The sequence below is a fragment of the Acetobacter sp. AAB5 genome (genome assembly GCF_050106715.1).
GTDB lineage: Bacteria > Pseudomonadota > Alphaproteobacteria > Acetobacterales > Acetobacteraceae > Acetobacter > Acetobacter oryzifermentans.
The window spans coordinates 188,635-212,143 of the sequence record NZ_JBNIEW010000002.1 but is presented as its reverse complement, the minus strand read 5'-3'; the positions used below and the strand labels follow the sequence as shown (position 1 = coordinate 212,143).

18 protein-coding genes and 1 tRNA gene are annotated in these 23,509 nt (G+C 56.5%); 7 read left to right on the top strand and 12 right to left on the bottom strand.

Features of this window, described 5'->3' with window-relative positions; genetic code table 11:
* Positions 1-53: 53 nt before the first annotated feature.
* The 6 genes from ACP7IZ_RS03150 to ACP7IZ_RS03125 all read right to left on the bottom strand — a co-directional run bounded on the left by ACP7IZ_RS03150 (position 54) and on the right by ACP7IZ_RS03125 (position 6,756).
* The gene (locus ACP7IZ_RS03150) at positions 54-698 is read right to left on the bottom strand and encodes a helix-turn-helix transcriptional regulator (RefSeq protein ID WP_426847808.1); all 645 of its coding nucleotides are present in this window, start codon (positions 696-698) and stop codon (positions 54-56) included.
* Positions 695-949, bottom strand: a complete 255-nt coding sequence (locus ACP7IZ_RS03145; protein ID WP_082823122.1) for a hypothetical protein — start codon at positions 947-949, stop codon at positions 695-697. The genes ACP7IZ_RS03150 and ACP7IZ_RS03145 overlap by 4 nt, the downstream gene beginning before the upstream one ends.
* Positions 950-1,059: 110 nt before the next feature.
* The gene (locus ACP7IZ_RS03140) at positions 1,060-3,474 is read right to left on the bottom strand and encodes a glucose/quinate/shikimate family membrane-bound PQQ-dependent dehydrogenase (protein WP_426847807.1); all 2,415 of its coding nucleotides are present in this window, start codon (positions 3,472-3,474) and stop codon (positions 1,060-1,062) included.
* Positions 3,475-3,678: 204 nt separating this feature from the next.
* A complete protein-coding gene (locus ACP7IZ_RS03135; RefSeq protein WP_426847806.1) occupies positions 3,679-4,785 on the bottom strand; it encodes a TonB family protein in 1,107 nt (368 codons plus the stop codon).
* A gap of 81 nt (positions 4,786-4,866) precedes the next feature.
* Positions 4,867-6,312, bottom strand: a complete 1,446-nt coding sequence (gene glnA / locus ACP7IZ_RS03130; protein WP_003622499.1) for a type I glutamate--ammonia ligase — start codon at positions 6,310-6,312, stop codon at positions 4,867-4,869.
* A gap of 105 nt (positions 6,313-6,417) precedes the next feature.
* The gene (locus ACP7IZ_RS03125; RefSeq protein ID WP_003622497.1) at positions 6,418-6,756 is read right to left on the bottom strand and encodes a P-II family nitrogen regulator; all 339 of its coding nucleotides are present in this window, start codon (positions 6,754-6,756) and stop codon (positions 6,418-6,420) included.
* A gap of 238 nt (positions 6,757-6,994) precedes the next feature.
* On the opposite strand from ACP7IZ_RS03125, the gene ACP7IZ_RS03120 reads away from it, so the two are divergent.
* Positions 6,995-8,170: an aminotransferase gene (locus ACP7IZ_RS03120; RefSeq protein WP_426847805.1), complete on the top strand. Its 1,176-nt coding sequence runs from the start codon at positions 6,995-6,997 to the stop codon at positions 8,168-8,170.
* Between the two features lie 72 nt (positions 8,171-8,242).
* Positions 8,243-8,318: transfer RNA gene (locus tag ACP7IZ_RS03115), tRNA-His, on the top strand.
* A 213-nt stretch (positions 8,319-8,531) separates the two neighbouring features.
* Here ACP7IZ_RS03115 and ACP7IZ_RS03110 read toward each other — a convergent pair.
* Complete coding sequence (locus ACP7IZ_RS03110) at positions 8,532-10,649, bottom strand: hypothetical protein (RefSeq protein WP_426847803.1); 2,118 nt, start codon at positions 10,647-10,649, stop codon at positions 8,532-8,534.
* 384 nt (positions 10,650-11,033) lie between these two features.
* Between ACP7IZ_RS03110 and ACP7IZ_RS03105 the strand changes: the two genes are divergently transcribed.
* The 3 genes from ACP7IZ_RS03105 (at position 11,034) to ACP7IZ_RS03095 (ending at position 14,915) form a co-directional block, all read left to right on the top strand.
* A complete protein-coding gene (locus ACP7IZ_RS03105; protein WP_426847802.1) occupies positions 11,034-12,254 on the top strand; it encodes an NADP-dependent isocitrate dehydrogenase in 1,221 nt (406 codons plus the stop codon).
* A 164-nt stretch (positions 12,255-12,418) separates the two neighbouring features.
* Complete coding sequence (locus ACP7IZ_RS03100; protein ID WP_426847801.1) at positions 12,419-13,435, top strand: NAD(P)/FAD-dependent oxidoreductase; 1,017 nt, start codon at positions 12,419-12,421, stop codon at positions 13,433-13,435.
* 196 nt (positions 13,436-13,631) lie between these two features.
* The gene (locus tag ACP7IZ_RS03095; protein WP_426847950.1) at positions 13,632-14,915 is read left to right on the top strand and encodes a D-amino acid dehydrogenase; all 1,284 of its coding nucleotides are present in this window, start codon (positions 13,632-13,634) and stop codon (positions 14,913-14,915) included.
* Positions 14,916-15,170: 255 nt separating this feature from the next.
* Here the strand turns inward: ACP7IZ_RS03095 and ACP7IZ_RS03090 are convergent, their stop codons facing one another.
* On the bottom strand, positions 15,171-15,473 hold the full coding sequence (locus ACP7IZ_RS03090; protein ID WP_426847800.1) for a hypothetical protein: 303 nt from the start codon (positions 15,471-15,473) through the stop codon (positions 15,171-15,173).
* Positions 15,474-15,826: 353 nt separating this feature from the next.
* Positions 15,827-17,644 (bottom strand): translational GTPase TypA, encoded by a 1,818-nt coding sequence (gene typA / locus ACP7IZ_RS03085; RefSeq protein ID WP_426847799.1) that lies wholly within the window; start codon positions 17,642-17,644, stop codon positions 15,827-15,829.
* A gap of 141 nt (positions 17,645-17,785) precedes the next feature.
* Here typA and ACP7IZ_RS03080 point away from each other — a divergent pair, with 141 nt between their 5' ends.
* Together ACP7IZ_RS03080 and ACP7IZ_RS03075 are read left to right on the top strand one after the other, a co-directional pair.
* On the top strand, positions 17,786-18,286 hold the full coding sequence (locus ACP7IZ_RS03080; protein ID WP_081461462.1) for a hypothetical protein: 501 nt from the start codon (positions 17,786-17,788) through the stop codon (positions 18,284-18,286).
* Positions 18,287-18,350: 64 nt separating this feature from the next.
* Entirely contained in the window at positions 18,351-19,505 is a 1,155-nt protein-coding gene (locus ACP7IZ_RS03075) for an MFS transporter (protein ID WP_426847798.1), read from the top strand.
* Between the two features lie 11 nt (positions 19,506-19,516).
* Here ACP7IZ_RS03075 and ACP7IZ_RS03070 read toward each other — a convergent pair whose 3' ends face one another.
* From ACP7IZ_RS03070 to ACP7IZ_RS03060, 3 genes are all read right to left on the bottom strand, one after another.
* Entirely contained in the window at positions 19,517-20,731 is a 1,215-nt protein-coding gene (locus tag ACP7IZ_RS03070) for an SMP-30/gluconolactonase/LRE family protein (RefSeq protein ID WP_426847797.1), read from the bottom strand.
* 143 nt (positions 20,732-20,874) lie between these two features.
* Positions 20,875-22,335 (bottom strand): pyruvate kinase, encoded by a 1,461-nt coding sequence (gene pyk / locus ACP7IZ_RS03065; RefSeq protein WP_426847796.1) that lies wholly within the window; start codon positions 22,333-22,335, stop codon positions 20,875-20,877.
* A 32-nt stretch (positions 22,336-22,367) separates the two neighbouring features.
* The gene (locus tag ACP7IZ_RS03060) at positions 22,368-23,384 is read right to left on the bottom strand and encodes an SH3 domain-containing protein (RefSeq protein ID WP_426847795.1); all 1,017 of its coding nucleotides are present in this window, start codon (positions 23,382-23,384) and stop codon (positions 22,368-22,370) included.
* Between the last annotated feature and the right edge of the window lie 125 nt (positions 23,385-23,509).

Sequence of the window (23,509 nt, the reverse complement as noted above, 5' to 3'; positions counted from 1 at the left end):
TTTTTCCCTATTGCGCACACTGCCGCATTTGGCACCAGCCCGCAGCCTGTTTTTTAGCCAGATATCAGCACAATACGGTGCAGCCATACGCCAGCAGCGGCCGCGGGCACAGGTTGCAAGGCGCTGCGCCCAAAGGGCTGAATGGCCAGCACAGGTTTTTCTTGCAAAATGCCCACCACGGGGGCTTGCCCTGTGCGTATCAGCACCACGCGGTCTGCCCCACGCGGGTGCAAGGCAGGTTGCACCACCAAGGAACAGCCCAGCCGCAATATGGGTTCCATGCCTTCCGTATCTACGCGCAACATATAGGCCGAAGATGACGGCAGGCTGAAAAATGTTTCCTCCTGCTCCCACAACCCTCCGGCGGGCAGGCCTGCACGGTCTAGCACGCCGCCCTGATCCAACCATGAAAGCGGCAAGCTGCGCATAAAGCATGGTGCCGGAGTTTCTGCCCCATCTGGTTGTTCATGCCCCCAGAGATGGGCCTCAAACTGGGCGAGGGAAACACGCAACACATCCAGCGCACGCAGCAGGCTTGGCAGCGCAGGCCAGCGCCACACGCCATGCCCCGTATAGCGGCGCGAGGGGTTAAAGGTCGTGGCATCCAACCCCGCCGCCCGCGCCAAGCCAGAGGGCGTAAGCCCTCGCTCCTGCGCCAGCGTATCCAGTGCGTGCCATATGCGCTCTGCCGGTATCATGGTTTTTTGGTGTGGAGTTTTTCCTGCTTCAGCACATCGCTGGCGTGGCGGGCTGTGCCTTCATCGGTAATAAAAAAACGCCCCTGCGCGTTCTGCTGCGCAAGGCCCTTACCTGCCAGACGTGTCAGGCAAGGGTCATCCTTCATGCCAGTTGGGCGGCCTGCATCCCCCGCAAGGCAAAGCCTATGCAGCGCGGCGCGGCAACATGTTTCAAGGTAGGGTTCGTTCCACATGGATGCAGGATCACGCATCCCGCGCGCGGCGGCAAGAGGATGTTTTCATGCAAAGCCGCTCCCCCAAACGCAAAGCGGGCACACGCATGATACGTGTGCCCGCCAAAGCCTGCCCACACAAAGCAGAGTTAGTGTTTTACCTGCGCATCTGGCAGCGCATAGGCCACCACGTAATCCCCCAGCTTGGTGCCAAAGGAACCATGGCCGCCATCTACCGAGAGCACATATTGATGGCCGTTTTCTTCATACGTCATGGGGGTGGATTGCCCCCCTGCTGGCAAACGATCCTGCCAGAGCTGCTGGCCTGTCGTAACATCATAGGCGCGGATATACATATCCAGTGTGGATGTCAGAAACGCCACACCACCCGCGGTAATGATTGGCCCACCCAATGAGGGCACCCCAACACGAAAGGCCAGTGGCACGGGGGAGCTATCACGCGTGGTGCCATTGCGGTGCTTCCACAACACCGTGTTGGTGCGCAAATCCAACCCTGCCACATAGCCCCAACCCGGCTGTTTGCACGGAATACCAATGGGGGACAGGAATGGGTGCAAGTCCACCCCAAATGGTGTGCCGTATTGTGGCTGCACACCCGTTTCTCCACCAGAAGGGCCTGCATTCTGCGGCGGCTCTGCCGGGTTGTTCGGCCCACGCGGCACAAGCCTAGAAACAAACGGCACGGCAATGGGGTTGGTAAACGCTACCTCCCGCACCGGATCTACCGCCAAGCCGCCCCATTCAAACATGCCCAGATTACCGGGGAACACCAGCGTACCCTGCGTGGAAGGCGGTGTGAATGGCCCCTCATACCGCAGGCGTTTGAACATGATACGGCAAGCCAGTTGATCAAACATGGTTGCGCCCCACATATCCGCATCCGTGAGGTTGTTTTTGGGGCGGAATGTAAGTGCAGAGAACGGCTGGGTGGGAGAAAGGTGATCCCCCGGAGCAGCCCCCTGCGGCACAGGCATTTCTGGTGCGGGCACCAGCAAATGGCCATTGCGCCGGTCCAGCACAAAAATATTGCCTGTTTTGGCAGGTGCATACAATGCAGGCACCACGGCGCCATCGGCCTGTTTTATGTCCACAAGGCTGGGTTGAGATGGCACATCCATGTCCCACAGATCATGATGCACTGTCTGGTAAAACCACACTTTGCGCCCGGTATCTGCATCCAACGCCAGAATGCCAGAGGCATAGCGTTCCTGATCCGGCGTGCGGTGGCCACCCCAGATATCCGGCGTGGCGACACCCGTGGGAATGTAAATCTGGTTCAGCCGCGCATCATAAGCCGACGTAATCCATGAATTGGGAGAATTGGCCACGTAATGATGGGTGGCGGAGGGCAGTTCATTGGGGTTCGGGTTGCCCGGATCAAACGCCCATATCAGCTTGCCGCTATACAGATCATACCCGCGCGTAACGCCTGAAGGTTCGTGCGTGGAGTAGTTATCTGTAACCGCGCCAGAAATAATAGCCACCTTGGAGGTAATAACCGGCGGGGATGTGGGCTCGTAAAACCCCGGCGTGCGCATGGGCATGCCATCTGTAAGATCCAGCGCGCCATCACGCCCAAAACCACGGCACAGGGCACCGGTATCGGCATTTAGGGCAAACAGGCGGCCATCATTGGTGGGCAGGAAAATACGGTGTGCGCAATCATCCGCCACGGCTACATCGTGGGCCTGTTCTTCCGCCACCGGCGTTTCTGCGTAGGACACGCCACGGCATGTCATGTGCTGATAAGAGGCGTTGTAGGTAATTTTGGGGTCAAAATGCCAGCGCTCATGCCCGGTGGCGGCATCCACAGCAAACAGGATCTGGTGTGGTGAGCACAGATACAGCGTATCGCGCACCTTTATGGGCGTGGCTTCATCTGTAATTTCCCCCGGATCATCCGGGCGCTTCAGATCATGCGTGCGGAACACCCATGCCACTTTCAGATCCCGCACATTGCTGGCTGTAATCTGAGAAAGTGGGGAGTATCTGTCCCCCGCCTGCGTGCGGCCATAAGCGGGCCAATCTGCTGCGGGCACAACCGTATTATCCCCCGGCAATGGAGAGGATGAGGCCTGCACACCAGCACGAGGCAGAACACCCGCAACATCCTGCGGGTCTTGCGTAAGGGCATAGCCATACACACCGGCCCCGACCACAACACCGGCCAGCAATGGCGCGCTGTTCCAGCCAGAAGACGGCAACAATCGAGAAGAAACAAAAGGCAACACAAGCCACAAACCCAGCGGCAACAGCACATCACCACGCGGGGCCAAGGCCCAGAAATCAAACCCGGCTTCCCCAACAGACCATACAAGGGTGGCCGCAACCAGCACCGCGTAAAGCCACAGAGCCTCGCGCCGCCGCCGCCATAGCAGCACCGCCGTAGCCAGCAGCACGATGCCGCACACCACGTAAAAACAGGAGCCGCCCAGCAGGGCCAGCCAGATGCCCCCACCTGCAAGAAAAACGCCTAATATTGCAAAAACTGCTGCGGTAATCTGCAATACAATATCAGGCCGGTGACTATTTGTTTGTATCATGTTGCCTATTTTCTGCCCTGCACACGTTCACATCCAAATTTTTCTGCACAAGAAAAACCGTTTCAGAACAATCAATACAACAGCGTGGCATTGCATCCCAAGAAAATACTGTAAAAGACACAAAAAACCGCCTGCATTTTTACAAAACACAGGCGGTTACAGAAGTTTCCACTTCAATACCTTTGGGCTTGATACTTGGACGTATCAGTCCAGCTTGAAGCGCACAGTAAACACATGGCCTTTAACACCATCTGAAACATTGTTACCCGAAAGAGCAAAACGCACCTGATGCAAATATGTTAAAGCACTTTTTGTAAAATTTGCGCCGCCCATGGTTTTAAGCACCACGCAGTTGGTGGGGGCGCCTGCCGCAGTAATATCGCACCGCGCCATCACACGGCCTTCCAGATTTTTGTTTTCTTCCGCTGCCGGGTAAACGGGGGCTGCCGTGTTGATACGGTTAAGCCGCACAGTTTTATCTGCGGCAGGCATGGCGTTGATAACGGCGTATTCGTCCTTATCTTCCGTGGTATGACGCCAGTTGTACAAGGTTTCCAAACTTTTGGATAAACCTTCTGTGCCATAATTCAGTGTATAAGCTGCTTGGCCCGGCACCTTAACTTTCACGCTCAACCGAGGTGCTTTGGCAATCTCCTGTGCCGTGGCAATTGGCAGAAAGATCCCGAACATTTTTTGCGGCGTGTCATTCGCAAACACCAACGGGAAATTATAGTGCTGCTTGTTTGGCGTATCTGCCAGTAATTGCACAGAAACACCCGCTGTTGGCTGGTTTTTGGGCCACTGCAAGCCAAGCAGGAACCGGCTATATGTTTGGGAATTGAAGGAAAGCGCCGCAGTATCTGCCAGATCCGCCCCTGTAAGCACATACATGCTCATCACCACCAGGCCATTACTTTGCCCATCCGCCGTCAACAGCGGTTGCGCAGGTGCGGGTGCTGGGCGCGAGTAAATAAAGCACGCCTGTAGCGGCTTGGCGTTTTTCAGGCTTTTGGCAATATAATCCTTATCATCCTGCTGAAGCGGCAGTTGCACAGCCAACTTGCGAATATCCTGCGCACAGTAAACCTCGCCCCATGAGGGAGACAGCGAAGTAACATTCAGCAAGGAAGGCTTATCTGCCGAAAGCGCAGGATTACCTGCACCAGAAGCCGTTGCAGATGCCGGGGGCTGCACCGGCGCAATGGCTTGCGGCGCAGTGGCAACATGCCCACCGGGCACAGAACCAGAAGTGGCACACCCCGCCAGACACAAAAGCCCGAGCGCAGAAAAAATGCGTGTTTTCAATACCATTCAGCAATCCAATACAAAAAAGCGCGGCCCCCGAAGGAACCGCGCCTTTTATTTCCGATATCTTGCCTAAAGGAAAGAAAATCAGACGGAGTAATACATTTCAAATTCAACCGGGTGCGGTGTGTGTTCGAAACGGTACACATCATCCCATTTCAGGGTGATGTAGCTTTCGATCTGATCTTTGGTGAACACGCCACCAGCCAGCAGGAACTCATGATCCGCAGCCAGAGCTTCCAGAGCTTCACGCAGGGAGCCAGCAACTGTCGGGATCTGCTTCAGTTCTTCCGGCGGCAGGTCATACAGATCCTTGTCCATGGCATCGCCCGGGTGGATCTTGTTTTTAATGCCGTCCATACCAGCCATCAGCATGGCAGCGAATGCCAGATACGGGTTGGCTGTGGGGTCCGGGAAGCGCACTTCAACGCGCTTGGCTTTGGGGCTTGTTGCGTACGGAATACGGCACGAAGCAGAACGGTTGCGGGCGGAATATGCCAGCAGCACAGGTGCTTCAAAACCCGGAATCAGGCGCTTGTAGGAGTTGGTGGATGGGTTGGTGAAGGCGTTCAGCGCCTTGGCGTGCTTGATAATGCCGCCAATGTAATACAGGGCCGTGTCGGACAGATCTGCATAACCATTGCCAGCAAATGTGGGCTTGCCGTCTTTCCAGATGGACTGGTGAACGTGCATGCCAGAGCCGTTATCGCCATAGATAGGCTTGGGCATGAATGTTGCTGTCTTGCCGTAGGAATTGGCAACATTGTGCACACAGTATTTGTAGATCTGCATGAAGTCTGCTGCGCGCACCAGCGTTTCAAACTTGGTGCCAAGTTCGTGCTGAGACTGCGCCACTTCATGGTGGTGCTTTTCAATCGCCAGACCCATTTCGCCCATGGCTGCCAGCATTTCTGCGCGCAGGTCGCTTTCGCTATCCACTGGCGGTACGGGGAAGTAACCCCCCTTCACACCCGGACGGTGGCCCATGTTGCCTTCAGGATATTCCTTCAGGGATGCATCGGGGCCTTCAATGCTGTCGAGCTGGTATTTGCCGTAGTTCGGGCCGGTGCCAAACAGCACGTTGTCGAAAATGAAGAATTCAGCTTCCGGGCCAAAAAATGCCGTATCACCCAGACCGGAGGACTTGAGGTACTGCTCAGCCAGCTTGGCGGTGGAGCGCGGGTCGCGGTTGTAAGGCTGCCCGGTGGAAGGTTCGATAATATCGCAGAACAGGATCAGCTGCGGACGAGCAGAGAACGGGTCCATCACTGCGGATGTCGGATCCGGCAGCAGAACCATGTCGCTTTCGTTAATGGCTTTCCACCCGCCGATGGAAGATCCATCAAACATGAAGCCATCGGTAAAGCTATCTTCCTCGATGGTGCTGACATACTGGCATGTATGATGCCACTTGCCCTTTGGGTCCGTAAAACGCAGATCCACCAGTTCCACAGAGTGTTCCTGAATCAGATCAAAAACCTTGGCAATTGCAGCAGCCTTGCTGTCACCCGCCGGAGCTGTTTTCTTTACCATGCTCTCTTCACCTAAGCTTTGTCAGCATGCCGCACTTTGCGGGCACGCGGTCTGCGGGAATAATGTACGCGCACCTTCGCGCCCCATACCTACGCATGGAGCGTGTTAGATTGCGTCTTCCCCTCGTTCTCCGGTACGGATTCGCACCACGTCATCCACCGGACTCACGAAAATCTTGCCATCGCCAATGCGGCCTGTGCGGGCCGCAGCGGAAATGGCTTCTACCGCCCGCTCCACCATGGAAGCAGGGCAGACAACTTCAATCTTCATCTTGGGCAGGAAATCAACAATGTATTCCGCGCCGCGATAAAGCTCCGTATGCCCCTTCTGCCGACCGAAACCCTTGGCTTCGATTACGGTAATACCCTGCAATCCAAGCTCATGAAGGGCTTCTTTCACCTCATCCAGCTTGAAGGGCTTGATTATGGCCTCGATCTTCTTCATCGCGCGTCGTCAACACACCATTGTTGTGCCCGTATTTTGGGCCTGTCCGTTCATGATGCCACCCTGCCCCTATAGGCAGAAGGCACCCCATACCGTTACACTTGCACGGCTTGCCCGTGCGGGCAATCAGGCAGATGCAAATTTGTATCGATAAAGCACCAAATCAACTGTTTACGCCAAATGTTTCGGTATCGCGTCTTATTCGCCTCTTTCCGCCAGCGGGGCAAGGAACTTTGTAATGACAAAATTGCTTAACAGGCAGATTGCAAACCAGCCTGTCACTATTTTTACGCTTATGTCCGAGCTGGCGCGCAAGCATAACGCCATCAATCTTGGGCAGGGTTTTCCTGATACGGAAGGCCCGCAAGACATGGTGCAACTGGCCGCAAATGCCCTACTGGATGGGCGCAACCAGTATGCGCCCCTTACAGGCCTGCCAGAACTGCGCGCCGCCGTTGCGGAGGCCTCCGCCCGATTCCAGAACATTTCTGTCAATGCCGAATCGGAAGTGGTGGTGACATCTGGCGCTACCGAGGCCCTGGCGGCATCCTTCATGGCGCTGATAGAACCGGGCGATGAAGTGGTGCTGATAGAACCGCTTTACGATACCTACCTGCCTGTTGTGCGCCAGCTTGGCGGCATTCCGCGCCTTGTGCGGCTGGAAGCCCCAGATTGGGCGCTCCCGCAAGAGGCCTTAAAAAACGCCTTTAGCCCCCGCACCAAAGCCATTGTGCTGAACACCCCCATGAACCCCACCGGCAAGGTGTTTAACGCTGAGGAGCTGGCCTTTATTGCCGACCTTATGCGCCAGCACGATACCTACGCCATTTGCGATGAGGTGTATGAGCACCTTGTGTTTGATGTGCCGCATCTCTCGCTCATGGCCTTACCGGGCATGCGCGAGCGGTGCATTCGTATTGGCAGCGCAGGCAAAAGCTTTTCCTTTACCGGGTGGAAGGTGGGTTACGTTACCGCCCCTGCCCCGCTGGCTGCGGTGGTGGCCAAAGCACACCAGAACCTTGTATTTGCCACAGCCCCCAATCTGCAACGTGCCGTGGCCTTTGGGCTGAACAAGGATACCGCCTACTTTACCCAACTGGCGCAGGAGATGGATACAAAACGCCAGATCCTTTCTGCCGGGCTGGCGCGGGTGGGCTTTGGCGTGTTGCCCTGCCAAGGCAGCTACTTTGTGATGGCGGATATTACCCCGCTGGCAAACGGGCTGGATGACATGGCCTTCAGCCGCCTGCTAACAGAGCAGGCCGGTGTTACCACCATTCCCGCCTCTGCCTTTTATGATGCGCAAAGTGGCACGCCCCCGCGCAACCTGATTCGCTTTGCCTTTTGCAAGCGTGAGGAGGTGCTGATTGAGGCTGTGGCCCGTCTGGAACAGTGGAAAAGCCGCCAGAGCTGATTTTTCTACATAAAAACACCAGAAGTGATTGACGAACGACGCAGTTTTCTCTAAACGTCCGCTTGCTGTGCGGCGGACGTAGCTCAGCTGGTAGAGCGCCGGTTTGTGGTACCGGTGGTCGCGGGTTCAAGCCCCGTCGTTCGCCCCAGCATATTCCCTTTAAATTCAAAAGCCTTCTTGTAGCAGCAGCCTTGTTAGGCATGGCCCTGCCACATGGCGCCCACGATGAAAGCACGACCCTTCTGGCTTGCTCCTGCTGCAACCGGTTGAAAGGTTCTGCGGCAGATCTTTCCCTGCGATAAAAACCCGAACAAAAAAGCCGATCAGACCAAGCTGACCGGCTTTTGCCAAAACACCCTAATTAAGCGTTGTCCTGCATAAACTGGCGCAGATCCTGTTCTAAAACAGCGCCATCATGTTCCAACAGTGCATCCTTGCCCCCTACATGGTGGGGCATAATCATAAGCGGCGTGCCTTCATCCATAAAGCGTATCCGCAGGTCATTCCAACGTGGTGCAACAAAGCGAGAATAAGCCTGTGCCAGTGCGCACTGGTCAATGCACCAGTTGCTTGGATTTTCCGGGCTATACGTCCGCTGGACATAATTGTGCAGATACCGCCCGATCTGGGGCAGAAGTTCCGTTTCCCCAAAATAGGACAGGCCCGCACCAAAACCCCACGGTTCTCCGGCTATCTGTTTGCCTTCATGATTATACGCATACAGCCGGAACCCGTAATCCGAACCGGATTTGAGTTCCTGCCACAAGGCAGGGAAATCGTGCGGGAAGTAGCCATCACAATCCGCTGTCAGCACTGGGCAATGCCACTGGCCCACAATATGCGGCAGCATAAGGTAACGAATGCACGTATAGGCGGCCTTGTCCGCATGGTTAAGCTGCCCATGCGTGAAGGAGACATCCATCCCCCTGTCTTTTTCCGAGAAAAAGGCCACCAGATCCCGCATCAGGGTCAACTGCTCATCCGTTGCCCGGTCCACCCCCAAACAAAGGCGGAAGCGCCCCTGTTCTGGATGAGCCTGACACGCCCGCATTAAAGACATGACAAGCTTGGGCACAAAGCGGAAATACGCACTATCGCACCCAAAAACCAAACAGGCATCTGGGGCATCTGCCTCTGCCCGACCGGGCGCCACACTGGAATGCCAGCTCCAGCCCGCAATGCCCAACTGGTCCGTTACCTGTTGTTCATGCAGGTTATATGCGGCGGCTTCCGGCAGCCATGTGTAAACACCGCAATTGTAATCAATAGCCTTGATACCGGAATCTTTGGAAAGCTTGCGGGCCGTAACATAGTGCGGATCTGCGCTGGCCCGATCCTGATTGAGCCATGCGTAATGGCCTGCCACAACTTGGTTCCAGTATTGCGCCCTGTTCTGGGCCTGATCGGCCTGCACCAGTTGCAGCCGTTCTTCTTGCGTGCTGGCAGAAGCCACTTGCTCAAACTGATATGAATACGCCTGCCGCACATCTTCTGCCCGCAGCATAGAAGCCGGCAAAGGCACCATTAAAAAGTTAAAGGCGGGGTCAAACTCTTCTGTGTCCGGCAGTTCTTTCAAGGCAGAAGGCAGCAAAAGCAACGCAGCCTCTCCCTGTGCTGTCCGCTGCACCAGATGTGTAAGCTGTTCGGGTATGGGGGCATCACCAAACCGGCCTTTCAGCGCCAGATTGGCTAAATCTGCGGCCTGCTGGGTCTCACCTTCCCGCAATGCCAGAATGGCGGAAAAGAGATATAAATCTGGCCGAAAATCCTGCAACGCCGCACACAATACCGCCGTGCGCGCCAAACCGAATTGCCCAATTTTGGCGCAATTTTTTGCCAGATCCAACAAACAGCCTGAATCTTCTGGGGCTACCAGCAAACGTTGGCGGGCGGCCTGTGCGGCTTGCACAAATGGGCTTTCACCCATCGCCTTTATCTGCGCCGCCAACGCCACCATAAAGGTTTTTTGCACTGGCAATGGGCTTGGTTGCAGAACACTTTCTGGTTCCCGCCCATCGGAAATAATAATGGCATCGCCTTTTTCACGCAGGAAAAGCGTACGCAAATCCCAATTACGCTCGCCAAGGCACAGCTTGAAATAAGAAAACGAAACCCGCTCGGCGGCCTGCTGGCCCGCAATCAGCCATTTCCCCTGCGCCAAACGGGCCAGCAATGGCACATGCTGGCTGAGCACAGGCGCAAAACGCTCCCAATTCTGGTTATGGGGCACCCAACCCAACAGGCCATCTGGTTGGTTCCACATAAACTGCGTACCATTTTTTAAACTTACCAGGCCCTTTGCTTCACCACTTTGTTCAACCTGAGGCCGGATATCTGCAAACCCAAGCAGGCTGTTGCCATCAGCCGATAACTGAACCACGTTCCACTGCGGAGAAACGGCCTGTGCAACCGGAATACCCATAAGATAAAAATCACGATGTGCCAGAATGTGCCCGTGAAATGATATAAAAGAAAACATGCCTCAGCTTACCCCGGCTGCCCGTTCCATATGCGGAATCATGATTTTGGCTGACACTTGCATACAGGCGGCCAGCCATTTTCCTTAATGATGCACATAGTTAGCATAACATCTCCTGCGCGGGCACCTCTTGAGCGGCATGGGATAATCCGCCCCCCAAACCCTGACATGTTTGTGATAACAGGGCCTACCCCGCAAAAAACAAAGATTTTTGCCCGCGCATAAGCGCCATTGCGCCTTATGGCGGCAGTTCTGTCCTGATCGTGAACAGCGCTGTGTTGCATCCCCGCTTATGGTCTCAATTCGCGCACTGCATGATGCCTATGCGTATTCCGCATCTGCGCGCAACGAATGCAAGACACTCTTCGAATCGGATGCAGTATTATGGCTAAAATCAAGGTCAAGAACCCGGTGGTGGAAATGGACGGGGATGAAATGACCCGTATCATCTGGCACTTCATTCGTGAGCGCCTGATTCTGCCCTATCTGGATATTGACCTGAAATATTACGATCTGGGCATAGAAAACCGCGATGCCACGGATGACAAGGTAACCGTAGAAGCCGCAGAAGCCACCAAACGCTACGGCGTGGCCGTAAAATGCGCCACCATCACCCCGGATGAAGCACGGGTGAAGGAATTTGGGCTGAAAAAAATGTGGCGTTCACCCAACGGCACCATCCGCAACATTCTGGATGGCACCATCTTCCGTGAACCCATTATCTGCTCCAACGTGCCGCGCCTTGTGCCGCACTGGACAAAGCCTATCGTGATCGGCCGCCATGCCTATGGGGATATCTATCGCGCTGCGGAAACCAAAATTCCCGGCCCGGGCAAGGTGACACTCAACTACATTCCCGAAGATGGCGGTGAGCCCATTACGCTGGATGTGCATGACTTCAAAGGCCCCGGTGTGGCGCTGGGCATGCACAATACCCGTGCCTCTATTGAAGGGTTTGCCCGTGCCTCTCTCGCTTATGGGCGAGACCGCAAGCTGCCAGTGTATCTGTCCACCAAAAACACCATCCTGAAAGCCTATGATGGCATGTTCAAGGATGTGTTTCAGGAAGTGTACGAAAAGGAATTCAAGGCCGAGTTTGAAAAGCTGGGCCTCACCTACGAACATCGCCTGATTGATGACATGGTGGCCAGCGCCCTTAAATGGCCGGGCGGCTATGTATGGGCCTGCAAAAACTACGATGGCGATGTGGAAAGTGACATTGTGGCACAGGGCTTTGGCAGCCTTGGGCTGATGACATCCGTGCTGCTGAACCCTACGGGCGATGTGGTGGAAGCCGAAGCCGCGCATGGCACCGTAACCCGCCATTACCGTGAGCACCAGAAAGGCAAGCCCACCAGCACCAACCCCATTGCCTCCATTTTTGCATGGACGCGCGGGCTGGCTTATCGCGGCCGCTTTGATGAGACGCCAGACGTTGTGCACTTTGCCGATACGCTGGAAAAAGTGTGCGTGGATACGGTTGAAGGCGGGCAGATGACCAAGGATCTGGCGCTGTTGGTTGGCAACGGCACCAAATGGCTGGACACGCAGCCTTTCCTTGATGTGCTGGATGAAAAACTCAAGCAGGCTTTAACCAAAGGCTAAGCTTTCTGCCGCACATCTTTATTGTTTTGTCACGTCTGCGCACCCCGAAGCAATTTTTCGCTTCGGGGTGTTGCTTATTCTAGGCCATTGCGCACCAGCCCGTGCTGGCGCAAAACAGAAACTGTATTTTAATGTAACCAGATAAGGGAGCATCACGCCACGCCATGACTGATACGCCAGCAGAAACAGACGTAGCCATAATTGGCGCTGGCCCAGCCGGGCTTTTTGCCGCTTTTCAGTGCGCCATGCTGCGGCTGAACTGTGTGTTAATTGATGTGCTGCCAGAAGTGGGCGGCCAATGTGCGGCCCTGTATCCGGAAAAGCCAATTTACGATATTCCCGCCTGCCCCGCCGTAGAAGGCGCGCAGCTTATTGCCCGGCTGGAAGAACAGATTGCCCCATTTAACATCCCGCGCCTGCTAAAACACCGGGTAGAAAGCCTTACGGGCAACCGGGGCAACTTTACGCTGGGCACCAACCAAGGCACCACGCTAAAAGCCAAGGCCATTATTATTGCCGCTGGTGCGGGGGCATTTGGCCCCAACCGTCCGCCGCTGGATGGTTTGGAAGCGTTTGAAGATACCGGGGCCGTGCAATATTACGTACGCCGCAAAGCCGATTTTGCAGGCCGCCGTATTGTTATTGCAGGCGGGGGCGATTCCGCGCTGGATTGGGCGCTTTCCCTAAAAGACAATGCCGAAAAGCTCTACCTCGTGCATCGGCGGGACAGGTTCCGTGGTGCGCCAGAAAGCCTGCGCCTGTTGGAAGAGGCTGTAGCCGCCGGGCAGATTGAAAAGGTTGTGCCCTATCAGCTTCATGCCCTGCACGGCCAGAATGGCGCGCTAAAAGGTGTAGAAGTAGCAGACCTGGATGGGGCCACCCGTATGCTGGAAGCCGATGTGCTGCTGCCTTTCTTTGGGCTGGCAACAGATCTGGGGCCTGTGGCGCGATGGGGGATGGATACCATGCGCTCGACTATTCCCGTCACCCCTTCCAGTTGTGAAACCAGCCTGCCGGGCGTGTTTGCCGTGGGCGATGTGGCCACCTACCCCGGCAAGCTCAAGCTGATTTTGCAAGGGTTTAGTGAAGCCGCCATGGCCGCCCACGCCATTTACCCCATTGTAAACCCGGATCAGGCACTGCACTTTGAATATTCCACCAGCAAAGGCGTGCCTGCCTAAAACCAACATCCTTATGGCGGCATGGCCCAAACTGGGCGCAACATGTCGCCGTTTTTTATAAAATCATTTTTTGCTCAATGGGTTAGGCTGGTTTTCTGCGCCGCTTACGCATACCTCCTTACAGCGTGCGCCATGGCCGTTTCCTTACGGGTTCTGGCGTGGTGGGGCGCAGCAAGCTATGGTGCCCGCCTGATCTATTTACCTTTTTCGTAAGGATAAAACCGTGCAAGTCATCATTCTCGGCGCTGGCGTTATCGGGGTGACATCGGCCTGGTATCTGGCCAGCCTTGGGCATGAAGTCACGGTTATAGACCGCCAGCCCGCCCCAGCGCTTGAAACATCGTTTGCCAATGCGGGGCAGGTTTCACCGGGGTATTCCACACCCTGGGCTTCTCCCAGCCTGCCGCTTCAGGCAGCCAAGTGGATGCTGCACCCCAAAACCAGCCCGCTGGTTATTCGCAAACGGTTTGATCTGGCCATGCTGCGCTGGATGGAACAGCTTTTAAAAAACTGTAACGCCCATGCGTATGACATCAACAAATCCCGCATGTTGCGCATTGCCGAATACAGCCGCGATTGCCTGGATGCCCTGCGTGAAGAAACTGGCATTACGTATGATGACAGACAGCGCGGGCTGATCCAGCTTTTCCGCACCAACAAACAAATAGATACCGCCCAGCACGATATGCGCCTGCTGGCAGAAGCCAACATTCCGCACCAGCTTTTGGCGGTGGATCAGGTTCTGGAGCACGAGCCCGGCCTTGCCCATGCCAAACATCTGCTAACGGGTGGGCTGTTCCTGCCCGGTGATGAATCGGGCGATGCGCATGTTTTCACCCAAAGGCTGGCCCGCATGGCGGAGGCCAAGGGGGTGAAGTTTGTGTATAACACCACCATTCTGGGGCTGGATGCCGCAGCGGACGAAATTATGTCTGTGCGCACCAGTGCTGGGCACTTCCGGGCCGATGCCTATATTGTGGCCATGGGCAGCTATAGCCCGCTGCTGCTGCACCCGTTGCGCGTGCATCTGCCGGTTTACCCCGTAAAAGGCTATTCCCTCACCCTGCCTCTTACGGATGAAACCCACGCCCCCATGTCCACCGTGAATGATACATCCTACAAGCTGGCCATTACGCGACTTGGCAACCGTATCCGGGTGGGTGGCACGGCGGAGCTAACGGGTTACAGCCAGAAGCTCAGCCCAGACCGGCGTGAAACTCTGGAACTTTCTTTTTCAGAACTGTTTGGTGGGGGAGATCTTTCCGCCGCAACATATTGGACAGGCCTGCGCCCCTGCACGCCAGATGGCACCCCTGTTATTGGCCCTGTGCCCAATTTTAAAAACCTGTGGCTCAACACCGGCCACGGCACGCTGGGCTGGACAATGGCCTGTGGTTCTGGCCGCCTGATTGCAGACCTTGTGCATGGCAAAAAGCCCGATATTCCGGCGCTGGATCTTTCCATCAGCCGGTATAACTAAGCGGGCACCGCGCTTATGGCCGCTACGGCGCAAACCGATGGCGGCAGGCTGAATACGCATGGGCTGGGCCCCATAAGGCCGCCTGCGCACCATACTGATAATCTAGCCCATTACTAAAAAACAGCCCTTTGCATAGCACACAAAAAAGGCCGCGGTGGCAGATACCACCAGCGGCCTTTTTGTATTCCGCAGCTTTACGCCACAGCAGGCAGGGTGCACCACGCCTGTAACGCAGTGCCCCTTTCTACCGGGTGATTACTGAGCAGATTCGGAAGAAGAAGAGTCAGCAGCAGCGCCCTTCTTTTTGCCGTGGTGCTTGCCACCTTTGTGCTTGCCTTTGTGGCCTTTGTGCTTGCCCTTATGAGCAGCTGCACCTTTGCTTTCTTCGGTTTTACCAGCTTCTTCAGCAGCCGGGCCAGCACCTTCTGGGGCCGGAGCGCCAGCTTCTGGGCCAGCAGCAGGAGGAGCCGGAGGAGCAGCTTCCTGAGCGAAGGAAGGAGCAGCAACACCCAGCAGGGCAACGGTGGACAGAGCCGCAAGCAGACGACGAGAAATCATAGAATATCTCCAAAAACCTGTGGTCCAATCCGCCTCATGCAGGACAACCCCGCATCCAGCACATAGACCGGTTTATGTGTTGATTATTATCACGGCAAAAGCACAGCGTCTTGAGCTAAAATTTGTGCAATCTTTGCACATATCATCGCCCTGCCACTTGACAGCCGTAAACCAGCCATATTGGCGCTGGCAAAACCTAAAAAACCGCCCGGTAACAGGCGGTTTTTATAGGAAAACGCACTTTAAACGCTCTGTATGTGACAAAATGATGTAACCGAAAAAAATACGCCCACACCACAAACGCGCCACACTTACAGGCTGCCCAAACGCTGGGCAGCCCACAAGTTACAGAATCAGTCTGCCTTTTTGCCGCGCTTCTTGCGTTCGTTCGGGTCCAGATACCGCTTACGCAGACGGATGGCAGATGGCGTTACTTCCACCAGTTCATCGTCTTCAATGTAAGCAATTGCCTGTTCCAAAGACATACGGCGCGGCGGGGTCAGCAGCAGGGCTTCGTCCTTACCGGCAGCACGCATGTTGGTCAGCTTCTTTTCACGGATCGGGTTTACTTCCAGATCATTCTCACGCGAATGCTCGCCAATGATCATGCCCTGATAAACCGTTTCACCCGCATCTACGAACAGCGTGCCACGATCTTGCAGTGAGAACAGGGAATACTGGGTGGTTGCCCCGTTTTCCGCAGAGATCAGAGACCCGTTGCGGCGGCCTTCCACGGTGCCCGCATAAGGCCCGTAGTGGGAATACAGACGGTTCATAATACCCGTGCCGCGCGTGTCGGTCAGGAATTCACCATGATAGCCGATCAGCCCGCGGGATGGGATGATAAACGTCAGGCGCACCTTGTCACCACCAGAGGGGCGCATGTCCTGCATCTGGCCTTTGCGGAGGGACATCTTTTCCACCACAACGCCGGAATAGGGTTCGTCCACATCAATGGTCACTTCTTCGTAAGGCTCTTCGCGCTCACCCGTTTCTTCATTGGTGCGGAACAGCACACGCGGGCGGCCGATTGTCAGCTCAAAGCCTTCACGGCGCATGGTTTCAATCAGCACACCAAGCTGAAGTTCACCACGGCCAGCCACTTCAAACGCTTCGCTTTCCGGGCTGTCTGTGACACGAATAGCAATGTTGCTTTCGATTTCCTTGAACAGACGGTCACGGATCTGGCGAGACGTTACCTTCTTACCTTCACGGCCACCCAGCGGGCCATCGTTCAGGCGGAAGGTCATGGACAGTGTTGGCGGATCAACCGGAATAGCTTCCAGCGGGGCTTCTACTTCCGGAGCAGCAATGGTGTCTGGAATAGTGGCTTCGGACAAACCAGCCACGGCCACAATGTCCCCTGCTTCCACTTCTTCCACACCCACGCGGTCCAGACCACGGAAGGAAAGCAGCTTGGTCAGGCGGCCTGTTTCCACCACGGAGCCATCGGCCCGCAGCACCTTAACAGGCATGTTCACCTTGGCGCGGCCCTGTTCCACACGGCCTGTCAGCACGCGGCCCAGAAAGTTGTCACTTTCCAGAATTGTGGCTGTCATGGCGAAGGGCTTGTTTTTGTCCAGATTCGGGGCTGGCACATGGCGCAGGATCAGCTCGAACATCGGGCTCAGATCTTTACGTGCACCGTCCAGCGTTTCATCTGCCCAGCCCTGACGGCCAGAAGCAAACAGCATCGGGAAGTCAAGCTGTTCATCATTTGCGCCAAGGGCTGCAAACAGATCAAAAATTTCGTTGTGCACTTCATCGGGGCGGGCATCGCCACGGTCAATCTTGTTCACAACCACAATGGGCTTCAGGCCGCGGGCCAGTGCCTTGCCAACCACAAACTTGGTTTGCGGCAGCGCACCTTCGGCGGAGTCCACCAGCACAATGGCGCCATCCACCATGCTCAGAATACGTTCCACTTCCCCGCCGAAGTCGGCGTGTCCGGGTGTATCAATAATGTTGATACGGGTATTGTTCCAGACAACGGAAGTGCACTTGGCAAGAATGGTAATGCCACGTTCGCGTTCCAGATCGTTGCTGTCCATTGCGCGTTCGGCAACGTGCTGGTTTTCGCGGAACGAACCCGACTGCTTGAGCAGTTCGTCAACCAGAGTCGTCTTGCCGTGGTCAACGTGGGCAATGATGGCGATATTGCGGATATCCATGTAAAGGCCTGATATTCCCTGCGGGCCACGCCACCGCTTTCTGCCTGAAAGGGTGGAGGATGGCTTTGCTAGTGTTTGCTTGGGCAGACAAATAGCCGCCCGCGCGCAGGAATGCACGCAAAATCCTCACCAGTGCGTATCATGGCTGCCACCGGGGGTGGCCGCACAAGGGCCGCACAGCTTGCATTTACCCCCTTATGGTGGTGTGCTTCTGGCCTTGGAACACATTATATTGAAAGGGTTTTTAGCATGGATATTCAGGCCATAGATCAAACTTACAACCAGTTTCAGGCACAGGCCCAACAATCTGCCACGGCCCTGCAAACACTGTGCGGCAAAATGCAAACCGCTGCCGATGGCGGGGATATGCAGGCGCGTGAATGGCTGCTGGACCTGAAAGAGCTGGCCCTTTCCCTGCGGGATGAGCAATCTCAGATTATCAATTTGCTTCAGGCCTTACACACGGCCCTTGCCACGCAGGTACAGCAGAATGTGGCCCCGCCGCAGCCCTCCGCCCTAAGTTCCGTTAAGCCGGAAGTAGAAAATGTGCTGGATGATGTCATTAACTCCGGCTTTGCGCATTCCTTGGCATCTGGCGCGGGTTTTGGCATTGGCAACACGCTTATCAATAAACTGTTCTAAATACGCGCACGCCTAAGGGCGTGAAGGCTGGCTCCGGCGCACGCAACCCGCTACAAGCCAGCCTATGCTGCTTCACCCTCCTGCGCGCTCTATTGTCAGCGCCGCCCCTACTCTTTCCCTTACTGTTGTAGGGCTAATGTTTGGGCTGGTTATGGGGCTGGGTGCGCCCCTGTTTACGCTGGAAATGGTGGATCTGGGGTTTGGCACCGGCATGATTGCCGCCAACACCATGATGCACGCTATCGGCTCCTTGGCCATTGCGCCGTTTATTCCGCGCATCAGCATGGCTTTAGGCCCCAAACGGGCTGTTACGCTGGCTTTGCTAACAGGCGCTGCCACGCTGGCCCTTTTTCCGCTGCTGCCGTCTATCTGGGTGTGGTTTGGCCTGCGCACCGTGCTGGGGGCCGCGTGTGAGATTATTCTGGTGCTTTCAGAAAGCTGGCTAAACCAGATTACGCCAGACCACGCCAGAGGCCGCGTGATGGGGCTTTACAGCACGCTGCTTTCCGTTGGCATTGCCGCAGGGCCTGCCTTGCTAACGGTAACAGGCCGCACCAGCGCCCTGCCCTTTACCTGCGCCAGTATTGCCCTTTTGGTTACCACCGGCCTGGTTGCCGCGCCGTGGCTGCCACATCCGCAGCTTACACCCCCGCAACGCCCCAGCCTGCTGCGCTACCTGCCTTTGGCCCCCATAGTCATTGCCGCCACGTTGCTTATTGCCATGCTGGATTCGGCAGCCACCTCTTTTCTGGCCCTCTACGCCATGCACTCCGGGTGGTCAGAACATGCGGCCACGCTGTTGCTGAGCATCATGCTGCTGGGGGCCACGGCGTTTCAGATTCCCATTGGTTGGATAGGAGACCGCACAAGCCGCCGCTGGCTTCTGGTCTCATTAGCTGGGTTAGCTGCGGGGGGCGCGTTGTTGTGGCCGGTCGCCATTCACCACATTGGGTTTGCCCATGTGCTGCTGTTTGCGTGGGATGGCGTGTTTGCCAGTATTTACACAGTGGCCATGTCTGTGGTGGGAGACCGCTATAAAGGGGGCGATCTGATAGCCATTTACACCCTCAGTTCCCTGGCATGGGGCGCGGGGGCGTTTGTTGGGCCTGCGCTGGCGGCCAGTTCCATGGCGATAACGCCAGATGGCTTGACATGGTTTGCCGCCGCTGCCTGCGCGCTGTTTGGCCTGCTGCCCTTACTGCTGAAAAAAAGCGCTTAACCCCTGCTTTCTCAGGCTGGGGCTGCGCCTTGGGTGTTCACCTGCAAGCGGTAGAGCGAATCCCCCGCGCACATAAACAGCCAATCCCGCTTGGGGCCCCCAAACGTGAGGTTAGAAACGCTTTGCGGCAGGCGAATACGGCCAATAAGGTGCCCTTCGGGGTTGAATACAAACACCCCACACAGCCCCACCGGCCCGCTAACGCCGCACCAGATATTGCCGTGCACATCGGCCTTCATGCCATCTGGCCCCATCTGCACGCCTTCAAAACGCATGTTGGTAAACAGGCGTGGGTTGGAAAGGGGCAGTTCTTCCTTGTGCAGATCAAACACATGCACGGCCTGATCTCCATCATGCCCATGCCCGCCCGGCTGCTTGCCAGAGGAAATAACATAAAGCCGTGAAAAATCGGGCGAGAAGCACAAGCCATTGGGGTTGGGCAACTGTGCCTGCGTAAGCACCACATCAAGGTGGCCCATTGCATCTACACGGAAGGTATGATCGGCCTGCCGCCGCGTGCCACCCAATGATCCAATAAGTTCTTCCCCTATTTTCCAGCGGATATGCCCATCTGGGTTGGCCTCACCACCCGGCATGTCAGCATGGCCTTCGGCCACGTTGTCTCCATACCCCGGATCGGTAAACCAGATGCTGCCATCGGGATGGGCTATCACATCATTGGGGGAGTTGAGGGAGTGGCCCTCAAACTTATCTGCCACCACATGGGCAGACCCATCATGTTCCCACCTAATCACGCGGCGCAAAAAGTGCTCGCACGTAATCTGGCGGCCCTGATAATCAAACGTGTTGCCGTTGGCGTGGTAGGATTCCGGGCGAAAAACCGTTACCTCTCCCGTTTCCCACAAATAGCGGTATTGCTGGCTTGTCACTACATCACTGAACAGCAGATACCGCCCTTGGGAGGACCACGCAGGCCCTTCCAGCCATGTGCCTTTATTCCATACCCGATGCAGGCCAGCATTGCCGTACAACAGATCCCGAAAGGAGCGATCAATCACCAGCACATCGGGGTCTGGCGTATAAACGGGAGGAGCATTTGCCCCCCATTGGCGTGGCGGATTGGTGGTAACATCGGGCGGGCGCACGGTATCGGGCAAAATCTCATCCGCCCCACGGGCCAGCACCGGGGCCGCCACGGTTGCAGAAAGCGCGGTTATGCCTTTAAGCATTGCACGTCTTGCCAGCCTGCTACGTGGGGGTGCCATTATGCCTCCTGCGTTTACCGGACAATCTTTGCCGTATGGAGCGGGTGCATACTGCCTTGGCCCTGCACTGTCACCCCTTTGCTGTGGCAACCCCTTTGTGCAAAGGCAAAGGGCCATTGCAAACCCTTTGCCTTACACGGGTTTCAGCCAATACGCGCCACACGCAAAAGGTTGGTAGAACCGCTTACGCCAAAGGGCACGCCAGCGGCTATCACTACGGAATCACCTTCCTGCCCTATGCCAGCACGGTTCACGACATCCAGCGCTGCTTCCACCACATCTTCCACCGTGGTTGTGGGTTTATGCGGTGCGCTTACAAAGGCCCGCACGCCCCACACCAACGCCATGCGCCGGGCAGATGTGTGCGTGGGGGTAATACCCAGAATGGGGCATGTGGGCCGTTCACGCGCAATACGCAGCGCCGTGGGGCCACGGTGCGTATAGGCCACAATGGCCGGAGCCTTGAGCGTATCCGCCACCTGCTGCACGGCGCTGGCAATGGCATCGGCCACGTAATCTTCTGGGGCCAGACGGGCGGCGGCCATGTGGGCCTGCCAACCGGCATCTTCTTCCACCCGCCATAAAATACGGTTCATAATCCGCACAGCCTCACGCGGATATTTGCCCGCTGCGGATTCGGCAGAAAGCATCACCGCATCTGCACCATCAAACACGGCGGTTGCCACATCCGATGCCTCGGCCCGTGTGGGGGTTGGGGCGGAAATCATGCTTTCCAACATCTGGGTGGCCACCACAACGGGTTTGCCCAGCCTGCGGGCCGCACGAATAATGCGCTTTTGCACCAGCGGCACGGTTTCGGGCGGGAGTTCAACGCCCAAATCTCCACGCGCCACCATCACCGCATCAGACAGCGCCAGAATGGCATCCAGATTTTCAACTGCCTGCGGTTTTTCCAGCTTGGCCAGCACGGCGGCGCGTTCACCCACCAGCGCACGGGCCTGCGCCACATCCTCGGCCCGCTGCACAAAGGAAAGGGCTACGTAATCCACCCCCAGATCCAACGCAAAAGCCAGATCCTTGCGGTCTTTTTCCGTAAGAGCGGGAATAGGCAGCGCCACATCCGGCACGTTCACGCCTTTATGGTCAGAAAGCGGGCCACCTACATCCACCCGCGTTTCTATCCAGTCTGGCCCTACCTTTTCCACCACAACAGCCAGCTTGCCATCATCCATCAGCAGGCGGCTGCCGGGGCGCACGGCACTGATAATTTCTGGGTGTGGCAGGTTAACGCGGTGTTCATCCCCCGGTGTGTCAGACAGATCAAACCGAAAGGCCGCACCGGGCTGTAGGGTAACACGGCCTGCGGCAAAACGGCCCACGCGCAGCTTTGGCCCCTGCATATCGGCCAGAATACCAATGGGAGTGCCCAGTTCTGCCTCTACCTGCCGCACAATGGCGTGGCGGGCGGCATGATCTTCATGCGTGCCGTGGGAGAAGTTGAAGCGGAACACATCCGCCCCGGCCAAAGCCAGATCGCGGATGGTTGCATAATCTGAAGAAGCCGGGCCGAGTGTGGCCACAATTTTAGTACGGCATGTTTGCGCCTGTTCTGCGCCCGCACCCTGTTGTGTGGATTCAGCCATATCTGTTTCTCCTTCTAGTCCGCCGGGGTCTTTCAGGAGGGGTTAACGGCCTCATCAGCATCTACACCCCAGATGGCCTTACGCGGCACCCAGCCATTATATTGTTTGACGGAAACCCTGCACCACGCAGACCCCGCCGCACATTCCTTAACAGAGCCTACCGCACCGGGTTTCAGCACAGCTACAACGGGGGCATCATCGCTGGCACTTGCGCGGAGCATAACGGCCCCCGCAATGCTTTTGGCATCATCCAACGTGGGCACTGTTTCTACAACGCGCGTATCCATGTGGCCGGATGCGGGAATTTTTTCACCATTCTTGTCTAGCTTGGGGGCAATAGGGGCATCATCCCCCGGGGGTTCACCCGGCACCAGAAAATCTCGCCCGCCCGCAAGGGTGGCCTGCTGCATCCAGCCTTTCTGGCCTGTGGGGTCTTCTACCAGACGCCACACATCAAATTCACGCTCGATACGCATTGGCATCCCACGGCGATGATACACCCAGATAATGGGGAAACGCTGCCCCGGCCCGGCACGCATGTTCACTTCATCCGCCCGCAATGCCGCATAACGTGGCAGCGGCAGGCCCGTTACGGTGCCTTTTGGTGGTTCTGGCGCGGCATCTGCCGGAGGTGTGGCCGGGTTTGCGGCATCTGCTGCGGCAGTGCCAGCGGCTACGGCACCCGCCCCCACTGCGGCGCCGGCAGCAGCCGTGGCGGCGGGGTGGTGCTTGGCGGCCGCCGTGTGCGCGGCCTCGTGCCCTGCGGCATGGTGCTTTTTATGATGCTTGCTCTTTTTAGCGTGCTCGGCCTTGGCATCTGCACTGTCTGACTTAGCACTGTCTGACTTGGCGGAAGCCTTTTTTCCGGCTTTGGCAGAAGCACCTTCATGCGTGGCTCCGGCATGATGAGTGTGGTGGCTGTGCGCCGTGGTTTTTTTCTGCTCTGCCGCCTGGGCAGAAACCGTGGGAACACTGGCAAAAGCCACGGCACAGCCTGCCGCACAGGCCAGCAGGTGAAGCCGGAAAATGGAAGAGCGTGTGAACATCATGCCTGCATCCCTGCCAAGAGAGACGCGCCGGGGCAAGAGGCATCGCTTCTTATCCCATGCGCGAAGGCAGATAAGGTGGCATACCCCGCCCTGCCAAAGCTGCGGCAAATCTAAGCCAAACCTTA